The sequence below is a fragment of the Stenotrophomonas sp. ATs4 genome (genome assembly GCF_051861585.1).
Classification (GTDB): Bacteria; Pseudomonadota; Gammaproteobacteria; order Xanthomonadales; family Xanthomonadaceae; genus Stenotrophomonas; species Stenotrophomonas maltophilia_AS.
Genome location: NZ_JBLYPK010000008.1, coordinates 186,961 through 211,385, shown reverse-complemented (window position 1 = coordinate 211,385; position 24,425 = coordinate 186,961). Strand labels below are relative to the sequence as shown.

20 protein-coding genes and 1 tRNA gene are annotated in these 24,425 nt (G+C 66.1%); 17 read left to right on the top strand and 4 right to left on the bottom strand.

The window, feature by feature from the left end:
• Window positions 1-31 precede the first annotated feature (31 nt).
• The 3 genes from ABR323_RS15870 to ABR323_RS15860 are packed head-to-tail and all read left to right on the top strand — an operon-like array spanning window position 32 to window position 7,280.
• Window positions 32-5,422, top strand: a complete 5,391-nt coding sequence (locus ABR323_RS15870; RefSeq protein ID WP_439449987.1) for a DNA repair ATPase — start codon at window positions 32-34, stop codon at window positions 5,420-5,422.
• On the top strand, window positions 5,419-6,126 hold the full coding sequence (locus tag ABR323_RS15865) for a hypothetical protein (RefSeq protein ID WP_439449986.1): 708 nt from the start codon (window positions 5,419-5,421) through the stop codon (window positions 6,124-6,126). The genes ABR323_RS15870 and ABR323_RS15865 overlap by 4 nt, the downstream gene beginning before the upstream one ends.
• A 44-nt stretch (window positions 6,127-6,170) precedes the next feature.
• Complete coding sequence (locus ABR323_RS15860) at window positions 6,171-7,280, top strand: toxic anion resistance protein (RefSeq protein ID WP_439449985.1); 1,110 nt, start codon at window positions 6,171-6,173, stop codon at window positions 7,278-7,280.
• A gap of 77 nt (window positions 7,281-7,357) precedes the next feature.
• On the opposite strand, the gene ABR323_RS15855 is transcribed toward ABR323_RS15860, so the two are convergent.
• Window positions 7,358-8,245, bottom strand: a complete 888-nt coding sequence (locus ABR323_RS15855) for a LysR family transcriptional regulator (RefSeq protein ID WP_439449984.1) — start codon at window positions 8,243-8,245, stop codon at window positions 7,358-7,360.
• Between the two features lie 97 nt (window positions 8,246-8,342).
• On the opposite strand from ABR323_RS15855, the gene trpB reads away from it, so the two are divergent.
• The 5 genes from trpB (at window position 8,343) to glmM (ending at window position 13,545) form a co-directional block, all read left to right on the top strand.
• Window positions 8,343-9,560, top strand: coding sequence for a tryptophan synthase subunit beta (trpB, locus tag ABR323_RS15850; RefSeq protein WP_439449983.1), 1,218 nt, complete (start codon window positions 8,343-8,345; stop codon window positions 9,558-9,560).
• Window positions 9,557-10,237 (top strand): hypothetical protein, encoded by a 681-nt coding sequence (locus ABR323_RS15845; RefSeq protein WP_439449982.1) that lies wholly within the window; start codon window positions 9,557-9,559, stop codon window positions 10,235-10,237. The genes trpB and ABR323_RS15845 overlap by 4 nt, the downstream gene beginning before the upstream one ends.
• 1 nt (window position 10,238) lies before the next feature.
• Window positions 10,239-11,048 (top strand): tryptophan synthase subunit alpha, encoded by an 810-nt coding sequence (gene trpA, locus ABR323_RS15840; RefSeq protein ID WP_439449981.1) that lies wholly within the window; start codon window positions 10,239-10,241, stop codon window positions 11,046-11,048.
• Window positions 11,049-11,308: 260 nt separating this feature from the next.
• Window positions 11,309-12,184 (top strand): acetyl-CoA carboxylase, carboxyltransferase subunit beta, encoded by an 876-nt coding sequence (accD, locus tag ABR323_RS15835; RefSeq protein WP_439449980.1) that lies wholly within the window; start codon window positions 11,309-11,311, stop codon window positions 12,182-12,184.
• On the top strand, window positions 12,184-13,545 hold the full coding sequence (gene glmM, locus ABR323_RS15830; protein WP_135274596.1) for a phosphoglucosamine mutase: 1,362 nt from the start codon (window positions 12,184-12,186) through the stop codon (window positions 13,543-13,545). Before accD ends, glmM begins: the two co-directional genes overlap by 1 nt.
• Before the next feature lie 75 nt (window positions 13,546-13,620).
• Here glmM and ABR323_RS15825 read toward each other — a convergent pair whose 3' ends face one another.
• Genes ABR323_RS15825 through ABR323_RS15815 form a run of 3 tightly spaced genes read right to left on the bottom strand, consistent with a single transcriptional unit; the run spans window position 13,621 to window position 17,513 of the window.
• Complete coding sequence (locus tag ABR323_RS15825) at window positions 13,621-14,478, bottom strand: polysaccharide deacetylase family protein (protein ID WP_439449979.1); 858 nt, start codon at window positions 14,476-14,478, stop codon at window positions 13,621-13,623.
• Complete coding sequence (locus ABR323_RS15820) at window positions 14,471-15,616, bottom strand: glycosyltransferase family 4 protein (RefSeq protein WP_135274594.1); 1,146 nt, start codon at window positions 15,614-15,616, stop codon at window positions 14,471-14,473. Before ABR323_RS15820 ends, ABR323_RS15825 begins: the two co-directional genes overlap by 8 nt.
• A gap of 19 nt (window positions 15,617-15,635) precedes the next feature.
• Complete coding sequence (locus tag ABR323_RS15815) at window positions 15,636-17,513, bottom strand: DUF3413 domain-containing protein (RefSeq protein ID WP_439449978.1); 1,878 nt, start codon at window positions 17,511-17,513, stop codon at window positions 15,636-15,638.
• Window positions 17,514-17,708: 195 nt separating this feature from the next.
• Between ABR323_RS15815 and ABR323_RS15810 the strand changes: the two genes are divergently transcribed.
• The 9 genes from ABR323_RS15810 (at window position 17,709) to nuoE (ending at window position 24,424) form a co-directional block, all read left to right on the top strand.
• Window positions 17,709-18,644: an isopenicillin N synthase family dioxygenase gene (locus ABR323_RS15810; RefSeq protein ID WP_439449977.1), complete on the top strand. Its 936-nt coding sequence runs from the start codon at window positions 17,709-17,711 to the stop codon at window positions 18,642-18,644.
• Window positions 18,645-19,338: 694 nt separating this feature from the next.
• On the top strand, window positions 19,339-20,094 hold the full coding sequence (gene tpiA, locus ABR323_RS15805; protein WP_439449976.1) for a triose-phosphate isomerase: 756 nt from the start codon (window positions 19,339-19,341) through the stop codon (window positions 20,092-20,094).
• Between the two features lie 31 nt (window positions 20,095-20,125).
• Entirely contained in the window at window positions 20,126-20,563 is a 438-nt protein-coding gene (gene secG / locus ABR323_RS15800; RefSeq protein ID WP_439449975.1) for a preprotein translocase subunit SecG, read from the top strand.
• Between the two features lie 51 nt (window positions 20,564-20,614).
• Window positions 20,615-20,699: transfer RNA gene (locus ABR323_RS15795), tRNA-Leu, on the top strand.
• 111 nt (window positions 20,700-20,810) lie between these two features.
• Window positions 20,811-21,167 (top strand): NADH-quinone oxidoreductase subunit A, encoded by a 357-nt coding sequence (locus tag ABR323_RS15790; protein ID WP_005414075.1) that lies wholly within the window; start codon window positions 20,811-20,813, stop codon window positions 21,165-21,167.
• Window positions 21,158-21,712: a NuoB/complex I 20 kDa subunit family protein gene (locus tag ABR323_RS15785; protein WP_005410463.1), complete on the top strand. Its 555-nt coding sequence runs from the start codon at window positions 21,158-21,160 to the stop codon at window positions 21,710-21,712. Before ABR323_RS15790 ends, ABR323_RS15785 begins: the two co-directional genes overlap by 10 nt.
• A gap of 33 nt (window positions 21,713-21,745) precedes the next feature.
• The gene (locus ABR323_RS15780) at window positions 21,746-22,495 is read left to right on the top strand and encodes an NADH-quinone oxidoreductase subunit C (RefSeq protein ID WP_006381134.1); all 750 of its coding nucleotides are present in this window, start codon (window positions 21,746-21,748) and stop codon (window positions 22,493-22,495) included.
• On the top strand, window positions 22,492-23,799 hold the full coding sequence (locus tag ABR323_RS15775; protein ID WP_100435050.1) for an NADH-quinone oxidoreductase subunit D: 1,308 nt from the start codon (window positions 22,492-22,494) through the stop codon (window positions 23,797-23,799). The genes ABR323_RS15780 and ABR323_RS15775 overlap by 4 nt, the downstream gene beginning before the upstream one ends.
• Window positions 23,800-23,896: 97 nt before the next feature.
• Window positions 23,897-24,424, top strand: a complete 528-nt coding sequence (nuoE, locus tag ABR323_RS15770; protein ID WP_012511709.1) for an NADH-quinone oxidoreductase subunit NuoE — start codon at window positions 23,897-23,899, stop codon at window positions 24,422-24,424.
• Window position 24,425 lies beyond the last annotated feature (1 nt).

Below are 24,425 nucleotides of genomic sequence, written 5' to 3'. Positions count from 1 at the left end.
GGCCGGCCGTCCGTGAGCCGGAAACCTGCTGATGTCTGAAACCACACCGACCGCCGAGCCCTCTGCAGCCCAGGGTGCCGGCGATACCGTCGACCAGGCCGTCGCCCAGGGCGGCGCCTATGAAGTGCTGCGCCGCCGGCTTGAAGATCAGGGCCAGCGGCTGCAGGCCGTTGCCGAACAGCTCAACCGCCAGCGCCTGGCCGAGTTCGGCGACAGCCGCCTGGAGGTGGCCGGTCGCTTCCGCATCCGCAGCGAGAACAACTGCGTCGGCCGCGATATCGTGCAGGTGGGGCCGGACCGCCTGCTGTTCGGCTACAACGTGTTCATCGGGCTCAAGACCCAGACCCGCATCGAGGACGTGTTCGGCCTGTACCGGTTGGTGCAGGGCAGCGATGGCTACGACGTCGCCGCGCTGGAGCTGAAGGGCAGCTTCCTCGATCAGCCGGGCTTCGTGCACGACTTCAACGAGCTGTATGCCTACTACAAGCACGCGCGCCTGCTGCAGCTGATCGTGGTCGGTGACAAGTTGCTCGCCTCGTTCCAGATCGGCGAGCGCAGCAGCGATGTGCGCGTGTTCCGCTGGGCGCTTTCGCGCGATGGCGAGTTGACCTATCTGGACGCACGCGGCGAGCGCGACATCGCACTGCCGCCGCCATTCGATTTCGAGTGGACCAAGGCCACCCGCGACCTGGCGGTCAGTGGCCGCCATTCGCACCTGAACATCCTCGATACCCTGTTCGTCGAGACCACCGGTGGCGACCTGACGATCAAGGTCGAGAACAACACCGAGACCGGGCAGGGCATCTACAGCGAGCCGGTGGAGGACAGCACGCAGTCGCTGGACGACGCCCAGTTCGAGTTCGCGCGGGTGGGCTCGCTGGTACTGCTGAAGGTGCTGCCGTATCGCGAGACGGCGTGGCGTGGCCTGATCTACAACACGCTGACCGGCGATATCGTGCGCAACGATGCCATCGTGCAGGCCTGCGTGCAGCTGCCCGAAGACCATGGCGTGATCTTCCCGGGGGGCTATTACCTGCAGGGCGGCGAACACAAGGCGTTCGACGCCTCGATGGCCGGCATGCAGTTCAAGCGCAGCATCCGCTCACCCAACGGCGAAGATGTGCTCTACATCTTCTACGAGCGTGAAGGCGGTCGCTCGGCATTGTTCGTCTACAACACCATCCAGCGCGTACTGCAGAATCCGGTGTTCGGCCATGGCTACGCCTTCCTGCAGGACGGGCGCATGGTGCTGTTCCATGCCGAAGGCAACGAACCAACCCGCATCCACCCGATGCAGGTCTGGCAGACCCCGTTCAGCAGCGACGAATTCGCCGCCAGCCGACCGCCCGGCAACACCTTCATGGGGCGCATCGGCAACGCCGAACTGGTACGTGGCATCTCCAACCTGTTCAACCTGGCACGCGGGATTGATGGCCAGGACGTGTCGGTACAGCGCTACCAGCGCCTGGTGGCCGATACCCGGCGCCTGTTCGACGCGCACCACTGGCTGGGCGACGATGCCTGCGATGGTGCCGAGGCGCTGCTCCGGCAGATCAGCGCCACCGGCGAATCGGTGCTGGACGAGTACGAGAAGGTGCAGTCGATCCGCCAGCAGTCGTCGCAGGCGATGGTCGAGGCGGAGGCCGCGCACAAAGCCTTGCTGGGCCGCCTGCAGCCGCAGAACTGGAATGAAGTGCAGGCCTTCGTCGAGGCACTCAATGCGATCACCGCACTGCGCGGACGGCTGCTGACCATCCGCGAGCTGCGTTACATCGACACCGCGCGCATCGACGCAATGGCTGCCGAGCTGGTGGAGGCGCAGGACCGTGTTGGTGCCGCCACCGGCGGCTTCCTGGCCGAAGACGCTGCGCTGGCACCGCTGGCCAGCCGCCTGCAGGCACTGGATGAGAGCGCACAGCAGGCGCAGAGTGCGCGCCAGCTGGACGAGCAGCTGGAAGGGCTGCGCAGCATGGCTGCCGACCTGGACATGCTGTCCGAGTTGATGGCCGGCCTGAAGGTGGACGATGCCACTGCCCGAACCCGCGTGGTCGAGTCGATCTCGGTGTTGTACGGCCGTCTCAATCAGGCACGTGCGCGCGCTGATCAGCGCCGCAGGTCGCTGGGCTCGGCCGAGGCCGTGGCCCAGTTCGCCGCACAGTTCGCGCTGTTCTCGCAATCGATCACCAGCGCACTGGCGCTGTCCACCGACCCTGAGCGTGCCGACGAACAGCTGTCGCGGCTGCTGGTGCAGCTGGAGGAGCTGGAAAGCCAATTCGGTGAGCACGAACAGTTCCTTGGCGACATCCTCAGCAAGCGCGAGGAACTGGTCGAGGCCTTTGACACGCACAAGCAGGCGTTGCTGGATGATCGCCAGCGCAAGGCGCGTTCGGTCCTGGACGCCGCCAACCGCATCCTCGACGGCCTGGCCAAGCGTGCCGAGCGTTTCGCCACCCCCGATGAACTCAATGCGTTCTTCGCAGGCGATCCGCTGATCCTCAAGCTGCGGGAGCTGGCCGAGCGCCTGCGCGCGCTGCGCGACAACGTCAAGGCCGACGACATCGAGGCACGCCTGAAGGGCGTGCGCGACCAGGCGGTGCGCCAGTTGCGTGATCGCAGCGATCTGTATGAAGCCGGTGGCAACGTGGTGCGGCTGGGGCCGCGGCATCGCTTCAGCGTGAACACCCAGGCGCTGGATCTCACGCTGCTGCCGCGCGGTGACAGCCTGGCCATTCACCTGACCGGTACCGATTTCCTCGAGACCCTGCATGATCCGGAACTGGATGCGCTGAAGCCGTTCTGGCCGGTGACGCTGGATTCGGAATCACCCACGCTGTACCGCGGTGAATATCTGGCCGGCTGCCTGCTGATGGCCGCGCAGGATGGCCGCGACGGTCTCGATCTGGCCACGCTGCAGCACGAAGTTGCCAACCCCGAACTGCTGGATCAGCGCGTGCGTGGGTTTGCCGCGCCGCGCTACCGTGAGGGGTACGAGCGTGGCATCCATGATCACGATGCGGCCTTGATCCTGCGCGCGCTGTTGCCCCTGCAGCAGGCCGCTGGCAGCCTGCGACACGCGCCGCAGGCGCGCGCACTGGCCCTGTTGTTCTGGGCGGCCGAGCAGCGCGGTGAGGCCGTGGCGCAGTGGCCGGCGCGCCAGACCGGTGCCGAAGCGCTGGCACGCCTGTTCGGTTCCGATGAAGGACGGCAGGCATTGCGCGAGGAGATGGGCGAGGCAATTCTGGCTTACGCCCAGTCCCACTCGTTGCCGTTTGACGCCGCTGCCGCCGCTGCATCAGCGGCCTACCTGGGCGAGGAACTGGCTGGCGGCGACCCCGTGTTCAACAGCAGCCGCCACGCGCTGGTCTTGCTGGAGGGGCTTGCGCAACAGCTGGAGCAGGCCGGTCAACGCGAGGCGGTTGAAAGCGCGCTGCAGCGCAGCCAGGATCCACTGGCTGCGCGTTGGGCGTTGGCCGGGCAATGGCTGCGTGCGCTGGCGCGGATGCCAGCGCATGCCATGCATGCCGGCTATGTCGATGAGGCGGCGGCACTGCTGCTGGTGCAGCGGCAGCTGCGTAGCCGGGCCAGCGATGCCGCGTTGCGGGTGGAGGTCGCCGGGCTGCTCGGTGAACATGCACGCATCAGCAATGGCGTACTGCCGCTCTCGCTCGACGACTTCCTGACACGCCTGCAGCAGCACCTGCGCGAGTTCGTGCCGGCCTTCCACGCCTACCAGGCCGTGCGCCAGGGCATCATCGGCCGCGAGCGCGGGACGCTGCGGCTGTCCGAGTTCAAGGCGCGGCCGTTGTCCTCGTTCGTGCGCAACAAGCTGATCAACGATGTCTATCTGGGCGTGATCGGCGACAACCTGGCCAAGCAGATGGGCACGGTGGGCGAGAACAAGCGCAGCGACCTGATGGGCCTGCTGATGATGATCTCGCCGCCGGGCTACGGCAAAACCACGCTGATGGAGTACGTGGCGCACCGTCTTGGCCTGGTCTTCATGAAGATCAATGGCCCTGCGCTCGGCCATGAGGTGCGGTCACTGGATCCCGCGCAGGCACCCGATGCGACGTCGCGGCAGGAACTGGAAAAGCTCAATCTCGCTCTTGAGATGGGCAACAACACCATGCTGTATGTCGACGACATCCAGCACACCCATCCCGAGTTCCTGCAGAAGTTCATTTCCCTGTGCGATGGCACCCGCCGCATCGAAGGCGTCTGGCGTGGCCGCACCCGCACCTACGACATGCGCGGCAAGAAGTTCTGCGTGGTGATGGCCGGCAACCCATATACCGAATCCGGCGAGGTGTTCAAGATTCCGGACATGCTGGCCAACCGTGCCGACATCTACAACCTCGGCGACGTGCTCGGCGGCATGGAAGCGGCGTTCACCCTCAGCTACATCGAGAACAGCCTCACCTCCAACCCGGTGCTGGCACCACTGGCCACGCGCGAGATGGCCGATCTGTACCTGCTGGTCGATCGTGCGATGGGCAAGGACGTGTCCACCAATGGCCTCAGTCACGCTTACAGCGGTGCCGAGATCAACGAGATCACCACCACTCTGCAGCGCATGCTGCGCGTGCGCGACGTGGTCTACCGGGTCAACCAGCAGTACATCGCCAGTGCCGCGCAGGACGATCGTTACCGCACCGAGCCGCCGTTCCGCCTGCAGGGCAGCTACCGCAACATGAACAAGCTGGCGGAGAAGATCTCGCCGGTGATGAACGATGACGAGCTGCAGCAGCTGATCGCCGACCACTACCTGGGCGAGGCACAGCTGCTGACCACCGGTGCCGAAGAAAATCTGTTGAAGCTGGCCGAACTGCGCGGTGTGTTGGACGACGTGCAGGCGCAGCGCTGGGCGCAGATCAAGCGCGATTTCCTGCGCAACAAGGCGATGGGTGCCGACGACAGCGATGTCGGCGGGCGCGTGGTTGCGCAGCTGGCCGACATTGCCAATGCATTGCAGGTGCCACCGGCCGCGCCGGAAGTGGCGGCCGTTGCAGACCCTGCACCGTGGCCGGCACTGCTGGATGCTCTGCAGCGGCTTTCCGAAGCGCGTGCGGTGCCCGCCGCGCCGGTACCCGTCGCGGCGGCCCCCAGCAGGTCGGCCACGCTCCTGGCTGAAGACCTGCAGGCCGGCCTGGCCCCTCTGGTCGAACTGCTGGCGGCATCGCAGGCGCAGCAGGCACAGGTGTCGCAGACCCTGGCCGCATTCGCCGGTTGGGCACGGCAGCAGGTCGAGCGCGGCGGGCCCAGCGCCGCAGTGCCGCAGCGTGCACGGGTACGCCGCGCCACGACGCCGGAAGAGCGCGCACTGGACGAAGCCCTGATGCGCCACTTCTACGGTGAATCATTGCCGTCGCAGGACATCGAAGACATTCCAGCACCGGCACCGAAGCCGCCGCCGTTGCCGTGACCGTGCAGACGCCACTGCCGTCACCGATGCTGCCGGACACGGCCGATGTCGCCGTGCTTGCCGATTACGGTACGCCGCTGCTGCAGGCACTGGGCCAGCGGGCGGCAATGGTGCCGCCGGTCGCGGGCGAAGCGCTGGTGGCGGCGCTGGCGCGCATTGCCCTGGCACTCCAGGCCGGAAATCCTGCGCAGATCCGCCGACAGGAAAGCTGGTGGGGCCGTCTGCTGGGGCGCGATGTCGACCGTGAGGCGGAAGGGCGTGCGCTGCAGTCGCAGCTGGGCGTGCTGGCCCTGCAGGCGCATGAGCAGGCCCGGCACCTGCAACAACACATGCAGCTGCGAGCCATGGCCATCGTTGAAAGTGCAGCGGCGTCAGCAGCGCTGGATGCCTGGGCCGAGCTGGCCGCGTCGCGGTTGACGCAGCTGGATGCCGCCGGCCAGGCCACACTGTCGCAACGGCTGGATCACCTTCGCCGGCTGGCGACGATGCGCCGTCTCGAGGCCGGCCAATGGCAGCTGCTGCAGGATCAGGACAGCGTGCTGCTGCAACGCTTCGCGCGCATCCACGATGTCCTGCTGCCGGCCTGGCGACAGGCCGCACTGGCGGACCGGACCGCTGCGGGCGCCACCTTGGCCGGGAAGGCCGCCACGCTGCATGCACAGATCGATGACGAGGTTGCGGCGGCTCAGGCTAGACTGCCCTGAGCCGGCCGCCGCTGCCGCTTACCCAACTGCAAGGAGACTGCCCGATGACCCAGGACAGCCAGACCCCCGGTAGCCTCGTGCCCGGCTCGACCACCGCCGCTCCGCTCGATGAGGGCGCACTGCAGGCCCTGGGCCTGGTACGCGAGGATCTGCCGCGCATTGCCGAGATCCGCATGGAGCTGGACGATCTGCGCCCGGGCAACCTGCAGGTCTTCGGACGCGAAGCGGCCACGCGAACTGCGGCGTTCTCCAGCCAGTTGCTGGACCAGGTGCGCAACCGAGACCTGGATGCCAGTGGCGAGAAACTGGGCGAAGTGGTGCGTATCGCACGCAGCCTGAAACTGGATGGCTTTGCGCAGCGTTCGAAGGTGCCGGTGATTGGCAGCCTGATTGATCGCCTGCGTGCATCCAAGGGCGAGCTGGTGCAGAAGTTCAGCGACACCAATGCGCAGATCGAGCAGTTGCTGGGTGATGTGGGCGTGCAGCAGGCGTTGATGGGCAAGCGCGTGGGCGAGTTCGATCGCATGCACGACATCGTTCGTGAAGAACGCCATGCACTGGGCCTGTATGCCGCTGCCGGCAAGCAACGGCTGGCCGAACTGCAGGCCGAACAGATGGCCGGGCAGGGGAGTGATGATCCACAGCAGCGCATCCGCCAGGGCGAGATCGACAACGCGATCAGGCTGATCGAAAAGCGCGTGTCCGACCTGCAGCTGATGCAGCACGCTGCCGACCAGTCACTGCCGATGATCCGCCTGATCCAGGCCAACGCGCTGCAGCTGATCGAGAAGTTCAATACCGTCCGCGATATCACCATCCCGTCGTGGAAGCGCCAGTTCGCCATCCAGCTCTCGCTGGGCGAACAGAAGGCGGCGGTCGAACTGTCCACGGCCATCGACGATGCCACCAACGAGCTGATGCGCCGCAATGCCGACCTGCTGCGACAGGCATCGGTGGATACCGCACGCAGCAACCAGCGTGGGGTGATCGACGTGGCCACGCTGCGCCATGTGCACGACCAGCTGATCGCCACGGTGGAAGAAGTGCGCAGCATCCATCGTGAAGGGATGCAGCAACGGCAGCAGGCGGAAGTGGAGCTGTCGCGCCTGCGCGAGGATCTGCAGCAGCGGCTGGCTGCACCGACGGCACCCTGAAGTGAAAAAAGGGGACGGAGGGGATTAAGTCGTATACGCCTCATACGACTTGATTCCCTCCGTCCCCTTTTTCGTTGTCAGCGGAGTTGTTGGCCCAGCCACTCGGCCAGTGCATCCACGCGTGCATCGGCTGGCCCGTCCGACCGCGCCAGCACCCAGAAGCCGCCGGTGGCGGCAAATCCCCAGGGTGCGACCAACCGGCCCGCGGCCAGGTCCTCGGCCACCAGTGGCTCTGGCGCGATCGCCGGGCCCAGCCCCGCAACGGCGGCTTCCAGCAGGTAGTACAGATGCTCGAATCCGGTGCCCATCTGCAGCTGCGCCGGGTCCAGCCCCTGCGCCTGTGCCCAGGACGGCCACGCCTGCGGCCGCGAGCTGGTGTGCAGCAACGTCTCCCGCAGCAGCGCCGAAGGCGGCACATGGCGCAGCCGTTGGGCGGCCGGGTGCGATGGCGCCACGACCACGCCCACCCGTTCCGGGGCCAGTTCGCGCACCTGCCAGCCACGCGGCCACGGGCCCTGGGCCAACAACAGGACCGCATCCAGCGCCGCCTGCGCCTCGGTGAAGGCGCCATCCTGCGCCGACCATTGCAGGTTCACCCCGGGCAGGGCGGCCTGCAGCGCGGGCAGGCGTGGAATCATCCAGCGCGCCAGCACGCTGCCGCTGCAGCCCAGCACCAATGCTGGTGAACGCGCCGGCTGACGCAGTTCGCGCACGCACTGCTCGATGCCGGCAAAGGCCTCTCCGCAGGCCGCTTGCAGGCGTTGCCCGGCCTCGGTCAGGCGCAGCCCGCGACCGGCGCGCTGGAACAACGGCAGCCCCAGGTGGTCCTCCAGCAGCTTCAGCTGCCGGCTGATCGCACCGTGGGTCACGTGCAGGGCCTGAGCGGCACGGCCCACGCCGCCCAGGCGGGCGGTGGCCTCGAAGGCACGCAGGGCATTCAGCGGCGGCAGCAGGGAGTTGCTCATGTGAGATTTCCTGACGATATATGCCAGATAATATCGATATTCCGGTCACGACCCGTGCGCTAGAGTATCCACCTGTCTCGAACCAGCGGTCGCTTCCATGTCTGCCTCCCCCATTGCCGACTACCACGCCTTCCCGGATGCCCAGGGCCACTTTGGCCGCTACGGCGGCAGCTTCGTCGCCGAAACTCTGGTCGGCCCGCTGCAGGAGCTGGCCCAGGCCTATGACCAGGCCCGCCAGGACCCCGCGTTCCAGCTGGCCTATGACCGCGACCTGGCCCATTACGTGGGACGGCCGAGCCCGATCTACCACGCGCAGCGCCTGAGCGACCATGTCGGCGGCGCGCAGATTCTGCTCAAGCGCGAGGACCTGAACCACACCGGCGCGCACAAGATCAACAACACCATCGGCCAGGCCCTGTTGGCGGCGCGGATGGGCAAGAAGCGCATCATCGCCGAGACCGGCGCAGGCCAGCATGGCGTGGCCAGTGCCACTGTCGCCGCACGGCTGGGCCTGGAATGCGTGGTGTACATGGGCGCCACCGACATCGAGCGGCAGAAGATCAACGTCTACCGCATGAAGCTGCTCGGTGCCACGGTGGTGCCGGTCACCTCCGGCTCGGCCACCCTGAAGGACGCGCTCAACGAAGCCATGCGCGACTGGGTGACCAACGTGCAGGACACCTTCTACATCATCGGTACCGTGGCCGGCCCGGACCCGTACCCGCGCATGGTGCGTGACTTCAACGCCATCGTCGGCCGCGAAGCGCGCGAGCAGATGCTGGCCGAGTACGGTCGCCTGCCCGATGCGATCACCGCCTGCGTGGGCGGCGGCAGCAACGCCATCGGCCTGTTCCATGCCTTCCTCAATGACCGCCAGGTCGAGATCGTCGGCGCCGAAGCGGCCGGCGATGGCATTCACACCGGTCGCCACGCCGCGTCGATTGCCGCCGGCCGCCCGGGCGTACTGCACGGCAACCGCACCTATGTGCTGTGCGACGACGACGGCCAGATCATCGAAACCCATTCGGTGTCAGCCGGCCTGGACTATCCGGGCGTCGGCCCGGAGCACGCGTTCCTGGCTGACAGCGGTCGCGCGCGCTACCTCGGCATCACCGATGACGAGGCGTTGCAGGCGTTCCATCTGCTGGCGCATACCGAGGGCATCCTGCCGGCGCTGGAATCCAGCCATGCGTTGGCGCAGGCGATGAAGCTGGCGCGCGAGCGTCCGCGCGACCAGGTCGTGCTGTGCAACCTGTCCGGCCGTGGCGACAAGGACGTGCATACCATCGCCGCGCGCGAAGGGCTGGTGCTGTGAGTTCGCTGCTGCGAAACAGCGGCGTGCTGCTGCTGGCGCTCGGCCTGGCTGCATGCCAACCACCGGAACCGCCGGTGCTGGCACCGGCCGCCAAGGCCACCTCGCAGCCTGCGCAGCGGGCGGCCGCCAACGATGACCTCGACCCGATGGCGCGTACGCCCATCGTCGATCCCCCCTCCGAAGAGGGGACAAACAGCGATGACGCGCCGGCGGTGGCGTCGGTGGCGCTGGACCACGCCGGTGACGTGCTGGTTGGCCAGCATATGGGTGACCTGAAGTCACTGGGCCCCTGGAAGGCGCAGGGCGCCAAAGAATTCTTCGAAGGCGACTGCGAGTACTACGACGGCAAGGGGCTGCCGCCGGGCGTGTCGATGATGACCGACGACGACCGCGTGGTCCGTTTTGATCTGAAGCCGGGCGATGACCCGGAACTGCCGGTTGAACAGCCGGGGCCGTTCGGCGTGCGCATCGGCATGACCCGTGCCCAGGCCGTCGCCCAGTTCCCGAAACCACCGGTGTCCAGCCCGCATGCGTATGACGGTGACCAGGGCGAGTACCTCACCTGGCAGGACCCGGGTTCGGACCTGGGTATCCGCTTGGAACTGTTTGAAGGGAAGGTCACCCGGATGTACTGGGGGACCAGCGATGCAATCGAACTGATTGAAGGATGTGCCTGAGATGCCTGTTTCCCGACTCGATGCCTGTTTCCAGCGCCTGCGCGCACTACAGCGCAAGGCGCTGATCCCTTTCATCACCGCCGGTGATCCTTCGCTGGAGGCGACCGTGCCGGTGATGCATGCGCTGGTCGATGCCGGTGCCGATGTGATTGAACTGGGCGTGCCGTTCTCCGACCCGATGGCCGACGGTCCGACCATCCAGCGCAGCTCCGAGCGCGCGCTGGCACGTGGGGCCGGCAGCCGCTACGTGCTGCAGGCCGTAGCGCAGTTCCGCGAGCGCGATGCGCAGACCCCGGTGGTACTGATGGGCTACCTGAACCCGGTGGAGATCCATGGTTACGCGGCGTTTGCCAAGGCCGCCGTGGACGCCGGCGTCGACGGTGTGCTGCTGGTCGACCTGCCGCCGGAAGAGGCCGGGGAAGCGCAGCAGGCCTTTGATGCGGCGGGCCTGGCACTGGTGCTGCTGGCCTCGCCGACCACCAGCGAGGCGCGCGCCGACAAGCTGCTGGCATTGGCGCGTGGCTACCTCTATTACGTCAGCTTCGCCGGTGTCACTGGTGCCTCCGAGCGGCTGGACAGTGATGCAGCAAGCGCACGGCTGCAGGCTCTGCGCGCGCGCGCCACGGTGCCGGTGGTGGCGGGCTTCGGCATCAAGGATGCGGCCAGTGCCGCGGCCATGGCCCGCCAGGCCGATGGCGTGGTGGTCGGCAGTGCGCTGGTGGCTGCTCTGGCCGAAGCGGGCTCGGCGGAGGAGGCCGCGCAGCGTGCCGGCGCCTTCCTTGCCCCGCTGCGGCAGGCGCTGGACGCGTAGCGGTAGTGCCGGCCGCTGGCCGGCATCCTCCGTACCCGCCCGCGTGCAAGGGCTGCCGGCCAGCGGCCGGCACTACCCATCGGTCTGCACATAGTGGCTGCCGGCCAGCGGCCGGCATGACCCAGCACCTAAACGTACGTCCCAGCATGGTTTTTCCAGCCTTCGGCCGGTGGTGCAGGGGGTGCACGGGCAGGGAAAGCGGAGCTAGACTGTCCGCCTTTGCGGCCCTTGGGCCGCCCTGAACGGAAGTGTCCTCCCGCATGAGTTGGCTCAGCAAGTTGATGCCGTCCGGCATCCGCACCGACAACACCCCCAGCAAGAAGCGCAGCGTCCCCGAGGGCCTGTGGGAAAAGTGCAGCAACTGCGGCAGCGCGTTGTACCGGCCGGAGCTGGAAGAGAACCTGGAGGTCTGCCCGAAGTGCGGCCACCACATGGCGATCCGTGCACGTGCGCGTCTGGCGGCGTTGTTCGACGCCGACAGCACCACCGAGATCGCTGCGCGCCTGGGCCCAACCGACCTGCTCAAGTTCAAGGACCAGAAGAAGTACAGCGAGCGCATCAAGATCGCGCAGAAGAACACCGGCGAATACGACGCGCTGATCGCCATGCGGGGCCTGCTCAAGGGCCGTGCGCTGGTGGCCTCGTCGTTCGACTTCGCCTTCATGGGCGGGTCGATGGGCTCGGTGGTGGGTGAGCGTTTCGCGCTGGCTGCCGAAACCGCGGTCGAGATCGGTGCTCCCTACGTGTGCTTCTCGCAGAGTGGCGGCGCGCGCATGCAGGAAGGCCTGTTCTCGTTGATGCAGATGGCCAAGACCTCGGCGGCGCTGGGCAAGCTGCGTGAAGCGGGCCTGCCGTTCATCTCAGTGCTGACCCACCCGACCACCGGCGGCGTGTCGGCATCGTTTGCGATGCTGGGCGACATCAACATTGCCGAGCCGCACGCATTGATCGGCTTCGCCGGCCCGCGCGTGATCGAACAGACCGTGCGCGAGAAGCTGCCGGAAGGCTTCCAGCGTTCGGAGTTCCTGCTCGAGCACGGCGCCATTGACCAGATCTGCGACCGCCGTGAAATGCGCGACCGTCTCGCCGATCTGCTGGCGATGCTGGGCCGTCAGCCGGCGCCGGAGGTGGCGTGATGGGAAGCCGCAAGTACTTCGGTACTGATGGCATCCGTGGGCGGGTCGGTCAGGGGGTGATCTCAGCCGACTTCGTGCTTCGCCTGGGCAACGCCCTGGGCCGCGTGCTGGTTGCCCAGCGTGGCGAGGATGGGCGCCGGCCGATCGTGATCATCGGCAAGGACACCCGCATCTCCGGCTACATGTTCGAAGCGGCGCTGGAAGCTGGACTGGTCGCCGCCGGCGCCGACGTGCAGCTGCTGGGGCCGATGCCCACCCCGGCCGTGGCATTCCTGACCCGCACGCTGGGCGTGGATGCCGGCATCGTCATCAGTGCTTCGCACAACCCGCATTACGACAACGGCATCAAGTTCTTCTCCGCCCAGGGCGAGAAGCTCGACGATGCCACCGAGCTGGCGCTGGAAGCAGCGCTGGATGTCCCGTTCACCACCGCGGAATCGGAGAAGCTGGGCAAGGCCTCGCGCGCACGTGAGGCGGTTGGCCGCTACATCGAGTTCTGCAAGGCCAGCGTGCCGCGTGCATTCGACCTGCGTGGCGTGCGCCTGGTCCTGGACTGCGCGCATGGGGCCACTTACCAGATCGCACCGCTGCTGTTCCGTGAGCTGGGTGCGGAAGTGATCGGTATCGGTGCTGAACCCAACGGCGTCAACATCAACGCCGGCGTCGGTTCCACCCATATCGACAACCTGGCCGCCAAGGTGCGCGAGACCCGTGCCGATCTCGGCATTGCCTTCGACGGCGACGGCGACCGCGTGCTGATGGCCGACGACCAGGGTAATCCGGTCGATGGTGATGACCTGCTGTACATCCTGGCGCGTGCATGGAAGGACGAAGGCCGCCTGCGCGGCCCGGTGGTCGGTACGCTGATGAGCAACTACGGTGTGGAGAAGGCCTTCGCCGATCTGCAGATTCCGTTCCAGCGCAGCAACGTCGGTGACCGCTACGTGCACCAGGCATTGATCGAAGGCGGCGGCGTGCTCGGCGGCGAAGCGTCGGGACACCTGCTGTGCCTGGATCGGGCGACCACGGGCGATGGCATCGTCAGCGCGCTGCAGGTGCTGGTGGCGCTGCGCAACAACGGCCAGACCCTGCGCCAGGCACTGAAGGGGCTGGTGCGGGTGCCGCAGAAGACGGTCAACGTGCGGCTGGGCAATGTCTCGGCCAAGGCCACGGTGCAGGCTGAAAGCGTGCAGTCCGCGCTCGCTGACGCGCAGCAGGCGGTGGCCGGTCGTGGCCGTGCGTTCCTGCGCCCTTCCGGAACCGAGCCGGTGGTGCGGGTCACGGTCGAGGCCGATGACGCGACGCTGATGCAGGACACGCTTGATCGCCTGTCTGCCGCCGTACGCGCGGCCGCCAGCTGAGGCAGCTTGTCATTGCAATGAAAACGCCCCGGCAAGCCGGGGCGTTTTCATTTTCGCGGCTGCTGCACGCTCTGCTCAGGGCCCCGGCAGCATCTTCTTCTGCCGCGCCTTGAAGCCATTGAACAACGGCCCGATCAGCGGGTTGTAGCTCAGCCTGATGCGCTTGCGCAGCCAGCTGGCCGGCCGGTTGCGGATGGCGAACCGGTAGATGCGCTCGGGGTCGCCACCGATCACGTTGCGGCCGAAAGGATGGGTGGTGTGCAGATAGCGGAAGCCATGCTCGCGGGCCACCTCGATATGGTCCTGGTCGAAATCGCCATACGGCCAGCACAGCGTGTCCGATACCTCGCCCAGCTTGTCCTGCAGGACCTCGCGCGAAACGGCCAGATCGTGGCTCAGGCCTGCGCGGCGCTGTGCGCGATCGAGGTCATTGCGGCGCAGCCAGCGGGTGTGGGTGTGGGTGTGGCAATGCACTTCGAAGGTGCCGGCGGCAATGCTGGCGCGGGCTTCGCTCCAGCGCATCATCACATCGTCGCTGCGGTCCTGCTCGTAGATCGCCGCTTCGCAGCCACGGTGGTCCGGCGTGGCTGGCAGCGCTGCCCCTTCGATGCCTGCATGCGGACGTTCCGGGCCTTCGCCCATCCACCCGGTGACCACGAACACCACCGCGTGCATGTCGTATTTCTGCAGGATCGGATGCGCATACACCCAGTTGTCCAGGTAGCCGTCGTCGAAGGTGATCACGATCGACTTGCGCGGTACCGGCTCGCCGGCGAGGAAGCCGGCGTACTGGTCCAGCGTCAGCGACGTCCAGCCGTTGTCGGCCAGCCAGGCGATCTGGCTTTCGAAGTTTTCCGGCGACACCGTGATCATGCCGGGTGAAGGGCTGACGTGATGGTGCATCAGCACCGGTACGGTTCGGGCATCAGCCATGTCCCAGCTCCTTCAGCCACTGGTGGTAATAGTGTTCGGTGGTCTCACCGTGACCATCCGGGGTGAAGCGGTGCGCGCTGTGCATCCAGTCCCAGCCGGCGCGGCCCATCTGCCGACGCCGTTGCGGGTCGTCCACCAGCAGGCGCAGGGCGCCGGTCAGGGCTGCATTGTCGCCCAGGCGGGTGAGGATCGCATTGCTGCCATCAACCACCATTTCCGGCACGCCGCCGACCCGGGTAGCCACGATGGGTACGCCGACATAGGCCGCTTCCAGGAATACGGTACCGGCTGCTTCCTTGTGCGAGGCGAGGGCGAAGATGTCGAAGCCGGCCATCAGGCGACAGGCGCCATCGCGGTAGCCCAGCAGGTGCACCTGCGGCTGCACTCCATGCTCGGCGCACAGCGCCTGCAGTCGCTCCATCACCTGTTGGCCATCGCCGACGATGACCAGGTGCAGGTCCGGGTTGGCCTTGCACAATGGCACCATTGCCTGCAGCAGGTCGGCATGGCCCTTGGGCTCGCGCAGCACGGCCACGCAGCCGACCACGATGTCCTGCTCGCCGAAGCCGAGCTCGGCGCGGACTTCGGCGCGGACCTCCTGCAGGCGCTGCCAGGGATTTTCCAGCCGCATGTCGCTCCAGCGCGGCGGCACTGCGATCGGTGGCACGATGCCGATGTGTTCAGCCGGTATGCCACGATCGGCCAGCAGTTGCTTGACGAAGCTGCTGACCGTCAGCACCCGGTGCGGCAGCCTGGTATAGGTCAGCAGTGAGTTGACCGGGCTCATCAGATGGCGCGAGCGCACCACCAGCGGCGTACCGCCCAGGCGCGCACCGGCAGCGGCGATCAACGCATCACGGCGGCTGGTGGTATTGACCACGTCGTAGCGCTCGCGGCGCACCAGCCGTGACACCGACCAGATACCGCGCAGCAGGCGGGCGAGCCCGCCCATTCGCAATGTGTGCACGGTGAAGCCGTCATCCCGCGCCAGTTTGGCCAGCCGTGCGTCCGGCTGGCACAGCAGCGACACATCATGGCCGCGTGCACGCATCACCTGCATGTGGCGGAAGATGTAGATCTCCTGCCCGCCCATTCCCTTGGCGGCTTCGGTATGCAGGATGCGCAACGGACGGTACATGCAGGATGATCCTTGAGGGTCAGCGGTTGCGGAAGCGGGTCAGTGCTTCCCATGCGGAGCGGACGGCGGCGGCGTCCGGGACCTGCTGCGGCAGCGGGCGATAGTGAAGGTCAAGCGCGGTTGCGTTGCCGAATTTGTCGAACACGTAGATGGCGTCGCCGTGGCGGACCGCACGTTGCGACCAGCTTTCCACCACCAGTGCACGTTCGCCGGCGGGTTCGGCCAGCAGGTCCTGGCCGGTGCTGAAATCGGTCAGCGCGTTCTCGCAGCCCAGCGCGTGGCGCATCAGGGTGGGCACCCAGTCTTCGTGGGAGCTGGTCCGGGTTTCATGGCCGCTGGCCTGGCCCGGCCAATGCAGCACGAACGGCACCTGCAGCTGGTAGTCGGAGAAGTTGCCGTTGTGGCCCCAGTAGTTCAGCTTGAGGTCGTTGAATTCTTCGGCATGGTCACCGGTGACCAGCACGATGGTGTCCTGCTCCAGGCCCTGTGCTCGCAGGTCCTCCAGCAGCGAGCCGAGCACGCTGTCGGCGTAGTGCACGGCAGTGCGGTAGCGGTTGAGCTCTGGCGTCGGGTCATGGTCCGGGCCGAATTTCAGGAAGTCGATCTCCTTGGCCATCGGTGTGGCCACCGGCGGGTAGCTGTCGGGCAGGTGGTAGCCGGCGTGTGTGGAGTCGAGGAACACGAAGCCGAACCACGGGTGCTGCGCGGCCTGGCTGGTGCGGATGTCTTTCTGCAGCGCGGCGACGATGGCCGCATCACGCCTGTCAGGCGTCAGAGCGGATGGGCCCTGATGCAGCTGGTCGCGCACGTCGGCGAAAGCCGTGCGGTCGAATTCGGGGCTGTAAAGCGGCGCACTGCCATACAGGTGCAGGTCGTAGCCCTGTTGGCCCAGCACCTGGAACAGCTGCGAACCGCGCTGCTCGTCGAGCATGCTCTGCCAGTAGCCGCCAGGCAGGCCGTAGAGCAGGCCGAACAGGCCATAGCGGGTGGCATTGCCGGTGCTGAAGTGATGGTCGTATACGCGCGAAAGCTGTGCCAGCGCCGAGGCATTGGGCATCAGCTGGGGGGTCAGGGCGTCGTGGCGCAGCGACTCCAGCACCACCATCAGCACGTTGGGGCGGTGCGGATTCTGGCAGCGCAGTGGCTGCAGCGGATACAGCAGCTGGGCGTGGCGCGGATCGGGCAGGCCGGCCTGCTGTTCGCTGACCACGCCAAGCCTGCGCATGAAGCTCTTGGCGGTGATCGGCTGTGCCCACGGCAGGTAGTTCCACTGCGCAATCACATCGCGGTCGCCACGGGCGTCGTAGTAGGCCGTGGCGACCTGACCACCGGCCATCAGCAGCGCGACCACCGACCAGGCCTGCAGCACCGTGCGCCGGCGGGGCAGGGCCGGCAGCAGCTTCCAGCAGGCCCAGGCCAGCAGGCCCTCGGCCGTGAAGATGGCGGACACCAGCAGGCCAGCCTGCAGCCAGGTTTTCCAGGACAGCGCCACCTGATCGTGCAGCGCGCCACCGAACACCATGTTCACCACCATGGCATTGAGGTGGAAGCGATACAGTGTGAAAACCTTGGCATCGACCAGCAGCAGGCACAGCCACAGGCCCTGCAGCAGCACGGCACTGACACTCAGAGTGCGTGCGCTGCGCGGCCAAAGGCCCAGCAGCAGCGGCAACAGACCGGCCAGCGCACCGAATGCCAGGAGATGGCCGGGCAAGGCCACGGACAGGTAAACCAGGCCGATTGCGCCACCAGGATTGTCGGCCAGCGGCACGTTCCCAAGGGTGATGGCCGCGGCCAGGATCGCGTTTCCGGCCACGAACAGCGACCACCACGCCAGCCGACGCCAGCGGCGGGCGGTATCTGCTGGGGGTGCAGTGTCGACGGGAACGGTGGGCATGGTGCGGGCGGGTTCAGGTGGGTGGAAGAAGCGCACGGCACCAACGTGATTGAATCGTTAAATGTGCTCGGGTCGCGCATTGTATCGGTTTGTTTCCTTGTATCGAGTCGCGTTCGCCGGGCGATCTGTCACAATGTTCAGGCGGGCCATGAATGCGCTGGCCCGTTCAGACCCAACGACAAGCCAGGAACCGCTGTGAGCCAGATCCCGACCCTCGATATCACCCGTTTCGACAGCGACCGCGAAGCCTTCGTGGCCGAGCTGGGCGCGGCCTACCGCCAATGGGGATTCGCGGGCATCCGCAACCACGGCATCCCGCAGGCCGACATCGACGCCGCCTACGGTGCCTTCAAGGCCTTCTTTGCCCTGCCGGATGAAGTCAAGCGCAAGTACCACGTGGCCGGCAGCGGCGGCGCTCGCGGCTACACTCCGTTCGGCGTGGAAACCGCCAAGGGTTCCAAGCACTTCGACCTGAAGGAGTTCTGGCACATCGGTCGCGAGATCGCCGACGGCTCCAAGTACCGTGACGTGATGGCGCCGAACCTGTGGCCGACCGAGGTCGAGGGCTTCCGTGAGCGCGGTTACGGCCTGTACCAGGCGCTGGACAACCTGGGTTCGCGCGTGCTGTCGGCGCTGGCCCTGCACATCGGCCTGCCGGAGACTTTCTTCGCCGACAAGACCAACTTCGGCAACTCGATCCTGCGCCCGATCCATTACCCGCCGATCACCACCGACGACATCCCGAACGTACGTGCCGGTGCACATGGCGACATCAACTTCATCACCCTGTTGGTGGGCGCAAGCGCTGCTGGCCTGGAAGTGCAGTCGCATGAGGGTGACTGGGTGCCGTTTACCTCGGACGCGGACACCATCGTGGTCAACATCGGCGACATGCTGCAGCGCCTGACCAACCACGTGTATCCCTCGACCATCCATCGTGTGGTCAACCCTCCGGGTGAGCTGGCCCGCCAGCCGCGTTACTCGGTGCCGTTCTTCCTGCACCCGAACCCGGACTTCCTGATCGACGTGCTGCCCTCGTGCATCACCCCGGAAAACCCGAGCCGGTACCCGGAGCCGATCACCGCCCATGGCTTCCTCGAAGAACGCCTGCGCGAGATCAAGCTGAAGTAAATGAGAAAGCCGCCGAAAGGCGGCTTTTTCATTACGGGTAGCGCCGGGCCATGCCGGCGAGCACAGCGGAGGGTGTTCGGCAGGGTTGCACCCTGCACCCGCCGAGGCCAAAGCCAAAGCCAAAGCGGCTCTGGGTTTCTGTGGGTTGGGCGGGGCGGTGTGGGCTGGCAGGACACGCCGTAAACCCATCCCTGGGGGCTCGATGGCGCCATCCATGGCGCCAACGGTCCTGCCAGCCCACACCGCCCCACCCCAGACAGTTTCCCGGTGACGGTTGGTGGGTGTCGACCTTGGTCGACACGGTAGATCCACGCCATGCGTGGATGAGATCTGTCAGATCGAAGTGGGGTAGGGGGGCACCGGAAATGCCGCTTTTGCTCTTGCTCTTCTTTTTTCTTTCCGTGGCGGCCGGAACCGCCGCAATGTGTCAGGGGACGGGCGGGTGGGGCTGGCGAGGGTGTCCGCGGCATGGATGCCGCGGCCAAGCCCCCATGGACGGGTCCACGGCGTCCCTCGCCAGTCCCACCCGCCCGGCCGACCCCACAAATCCAGCCGGGGCTCTCCGCGACCAACCCCACCCCGCCACGAGGGGCTGCGTCGTTGGCTGAAAATCCATGTAACCGCTTACAAGGAAACGGATTTTTGCCGCAACGGGTATCATGACCGGCTGATTTCACACAGGAGCCACCCGCTCATGCGCCGCAAGATCGTCGCCGGAAACTGGAAGCTGCATGGCAGCCGTCAATTCGCCAATGAACTGCTGGGGCAGGTGGCCGCCGGGCTGCCGCTGGACGGGGTGGACGTGGTGATCCTGCCGCCGCTGCCCTACCTGGGTGAGCTGGTCGAGGACTTCGGCGAAACCGGCCTGGCCTTCGGCGCACAGGACGTGAGCAGTAATGAGAAGGGGGCCTACACCGGTGAGGTCTGTGCGGCGATGCTGGTCGAGGTCGGTGCCCGCTATGGCCTGGTCGGCCATTCCGAGCGCCGCCAGTACCACCACGAAAGCAGCGAGCTGGTCGCGCGCAAGTTCGCCGCCGCCCAGCATGCCGGTCTGGTGCCGGTGCTGTGCGTGGGCGAGACCCTGGAGCAGCGCGAGGCCGGGCAGACCGAGGCGGTCATCGCCAGCCAGCTGGCGCCGGTGCTGGAGCTGGTCGGTGCGGCCGGTTTCGCAAAGGCCGTGGTCGCCTATGAGCCGGTCTGGGCCATCGGTACCGGCCGCACCGCCAGCAAGGAGCAGGCGCAGCAGGTGCACGCGTTCATTCGTGGCGAAGTGGCGCGCATCGATGCTAGAATTGCTGATTCACTGCCCATTGTTTACGGCGGTAGCGTGAAGCCCGACAATGCCGGGGAACTGTTCGCGCAGCCGGATGTCGATGGTGGGCTGGTCGGTGGCGCCTCCCTGGTGGCCGCGGACTTCCTGGCCATCGCAAGGGCGGCGGCCGCGAACTAATCCTAGAAGTATTGTCCGAGGGCGGTTTTCAATGCTGATGTTGATCCTCAATGTCGTCTACGTGCTGGTCGCTGTGGCCATGATCGCGCTGATCCTGATGCAGCGTGGTTCGGGTGCGGCGGCGGGTTCGGGCTTTGGCGCCGGTGCCTCGGGTACGGTGTTCGGTGCGCGCGGCGCTTCGAACTTCCTGTCCAAGTCGACCAAGTGGCTGGCGGTTGTGTTCTTCGGCATCAGCCTCTTCATGGCCTGGTATGCCGGTCACGGCAGCCGCCCGGCGGCCGAGCAGGATCTGGGCCTGATGTCCGCCCCGGTGGCGACCGCTCCGGCGGCCCCGGCGGGTGAATTGCCGGCCGTTCCGAAGGCCGATGCGGTCCCGGCAGCCCCGGTTCCGGCCGCGAATGTGCCGGCTCAGGCGGAATCTTCGGTTTCTGGTGAAGAAAAGCCTTCGGAAGGCTCCCAGAAACACTGAAGCCGGTTACAATACGCGGCGCATCGGGAAGATAGTCTGATGTGATCGTTTGCCCAGGTGGCGGAATTGGTAGACGCACTACCTTGAGGTGGTAGCGACTTAGGTCGTAGGGGTTCGAGTCCCCTCTTGGGCACCATTTGTAAGTAAAGCGGGTTCGTCTGGCGCGCAAGGCGCCAGGCAGATTCCCGTCCACTCCCCCATGCCAAAGCGCCTGCAGGCGCAGCGGCAGAGGCAAGAGAGAATCGCTGTGCTGGCCGAATATTTGCCGTCTCTGCTGTTTCTGATCGTTGCCACCGGTATTGGCATTACGCTGATGCTGGTTGGCCGATTCCTCGGTCCCCGCCGCCCCGATCTGGAAAAGCTGTCGCCGTATGAGTGCGGCTTCGAAGCCTTCGAAGACGCGCGCATGAAGTTCGACGTGCGCTACTACCTGATCGCGATCCAGTTCATCGTCTTCGACCTGGAAATCATCTTCATCGTGCCGTGGACCCAGGTCTTCATGGAATTGGGCGCGCGTTCGCTCGTCACCATGGGCCTGTTCGTCGGCATGCTGTTCCTCGGTTTCATTTACGTCTGGAAGAAGGGAGCGCTGGAATGGGAGTGATTCAGACTCTCGATGGGCTCATGAACAACCCGACGCCGGAAGGCCGGGTTGATGACATCCTGCGGCCGGAAGGCGACAACCCGCTGTTGGAAAAGGGCTTCGTCACCACCAGCGTCGACGCATTGCTGAACTGGGCGCGTACCGGTTCGATGTGGCCGATGACCTTTGGTCTGGCCTGCTGCGCGGTCGAGATGATGCATGCCGGTGCCGCGCGCCTGGACCTTGACCGCTACGGCGTGGTGTTCCGCCCGTCGCCGCGCCAGTCCGACGTGATGATCGTGGCGGGCACCCTGGTCAACAAGATGGCCCCGGCGCTGCGCAAGGTCTATGACCAGATGCCGGACCCGAAGTGGGTCATCTCGATGGGCAGCTGCGCCAACGGCGGTGGTTACTACCACTACTCCTATTCTGTGGTGCGCGGCTGTGATCGCGTGGTGCCGGTGGACGTCTATGTCCCGGGTTGCCCGCCGACCGCCGAGGCGCTGGTGTACGGGATCCTGCAGCTGCAGAAGAAGATCTGGCGTACACAGACCATCGCCCGCTGACCCCTTCACCTGACAAGAGCGCGCCAAGCCCCCATGGCAGAGCAAGCATCCTTCATCGACCGACTCTCCGCACGTTTCGCAGGTGCGAAGGTCATCGTGGTCGAACCCCGCGGCGAAGTGACGCTGGAAGTGCCTGCCGCCGAGTGGCACGCCACCGCCCTGGCGCTGCGTGACGAGTTTGGTTTCGAACAGGCCGTGGATCTCTGCGGCGTCGACTACCTCGGTTATGGCTCCGACGAATGGGACACCGCTGACGTGTCCTCGCAGGGCTTCAGCCGTGGCGTCGAAGGCAAGGCCCAGGGCCGCTTCGCGTGGGGTGAGTTCCCCACCGAGGAAAACGGCGCCGACGGTGCCCGCCCGCAGCACATGCCGACCCAGCGTTTTGCCGTGGTCGCCCAGCTGCGTTCGTACCAGCACAATCTGATGATGCACCTGCGCTGCTTCGCACCTGACGAAGGGCTGCCGGTGGTGTCCTCGCTGACCGGCATCTGGCCGGGCCTGAACTGGTTCGAGCGTGAAGCGTTCGATCTGTACGGCGTGATCTTCGAAGGCCACCCGGACCTGCGCCGGATCCTGACCGACTACGGTTTCGTCGGCCATCCGTTCCGCAAGGACTTCCCGCTGATCGGCAATGTCGAAGTCCGCTACGACGAAGAAAAGAAGCGCGTGATCTACGAACCGGTCACCTCGGTGGAGCCGCGTGTCGGCGTGCCGCGCGTGATCCGCGACGACGCCCGCCTGCAGACCGCAGAAGGTGAGCGCGCGCAGGAGGCAGTGAAGTGAGCCACGTACACCAGGCCGGCGAAGCGTTCGCCAGCAGCCCGGCCGAGAGCCGGCAGGAAATCCGCAACTACACCATGAACTTCGGCCCGCAGCATCCGGCCGCGCATGGCGTGCTGCGCCTGATCCTGGAAATGGACGGCGAAACCATCATGCGCGCCGACCCGCACGTGGGTCTGCTGCACCGTGGCACCGAAAAACTGGCCGAGTCCAAGCCGTTCAACCAGTCGATCGGTTACATGGATCGCCTGGATTACGTGTCGATGATGTGCAACGAGCACGCCTACGTGCGCTCGATCGAGACCCTGATGGGCATCGAGGCGCCGGAGCGCGCGCAGTACATCCGCACCCTGTTCGATGAAATCACCCGCATCCTGAACCACCTGATGTGGCTGGGTTCCAACGCGCTCGACCTGGGTGCGATGGCGGTGATGCTGTACGCCTTCCGCGAGCGCGAAGAGCTGATGGACTGCTATGAAGCGGTTTCCGGCGCGCGCATGCATGCGGCGTACTACCGTCCGGGCGGTGTCTACCGCGACCTGCCGGACCACATGCCGAAGTACAAGGAATCGCGCTGGCACAAGGGCAAGGCCCTGAAGAACCTCAACGCTGCCCGCGAAGGTTCGCTGCTGGACTTCCTGGAGAATTTCACCAATGAATTCCCGGGTCGCGTCGACGAATACGAAACCCTGCTGACCGACAACCGTATCTGGAAGCAGCGTACGGTTGGCATCGGCGTGGTGACCCCGGAGCTGGCCCACCAGTGGGGCATGACCGGCGTGATGCTGCGCGGCTCGGGCATCGCCTGGGACCTGCGCAAGAAGCGTCCGTATGCCAAGTACGATGCCGTCGATTTCGACATCCCGCTGGGCAAGGAAGGCGACTGCTACGACCGTTACCTGGTCCGCATCGCCGAAATGCGCGAGTCCAACCGCATCATCAAGCAGTGCGTGGCGTGGCTGAAGGCCAACCCGGGCCTGGTCATGGTCAAGAACTTCAAGGTCGCTCCGCCCAAGCGCGAGGACATGAAGGACGACATGGAAGCGCTGATCCACCACTTCAAGCTGTTCAGCGAAGGCTATTGCGTGCCGGCCGGCGAAACCTACGCGGCAGTGGAAGCGCCCAAGGGCGAGTTCGGCTGCTACCTGGTCTCCGATGGCGCCAACAAGCCGTTCCGCGTGCACCTGCGTGCGCCGGGCTTCGCCCACCTGTCCTCGATCGATTCGATCGTGCGCGGCCACATGCTGGCCGACGTGGTGGCGATGATCGGTACCTACGATCTGGTGTTCGGCGAGGTTGACCGGTAATGCCGTCCGCCACGCCAACGCCCGCTGCAGGCAGCCGGCGCAAGCCGGCGCCGCAGTTTCTGCAATTTCACGTTATGCATTTCGCTGAGGTCGGCCGATGAAGGCGACAGGTAATTTCGAGGCGGCGCGCGACGTCGACCCGATGGTGGTGCTGAGCGACAAGACCCGCGCTCACATCGATCACTGGCTGTCCAAGTTCCCGCCGGACCGCAAGCGCTCTGCCGTGCTGCAGGGCCTGCATGCGGCCCAGGAGCAGAACGAGGGCTGGTTGACCGACGAGCTGATCGCCGGCGTGGCCAAGTATCTCGACCTGCCGCCGGTGTGGGCATACGAGGTCGCCAGCTTCTACTCGATGTTCGAGACCGAGAAGGTGGGCCGCAACAACGTGGCCATCTGCACCAACATCAGCTGCTGGCTCAATGGCGCCGAGGACATCGTGCGCCATTGCGAGAAGAAGCTGGGCATCAAGCACGGTGAATCCACCGCGGACGGCCGCGTCTACCTCAAGCGCGAGGAAGAGTGCCTCGCTGGCTGCGGTGGCGCACCGATGATGGTCATCAACGGTCACTACCATGAGCGTCTGACCCTGGAAAAGGTCGACGAGCTGCTGGACGGGCTGGAGTAAA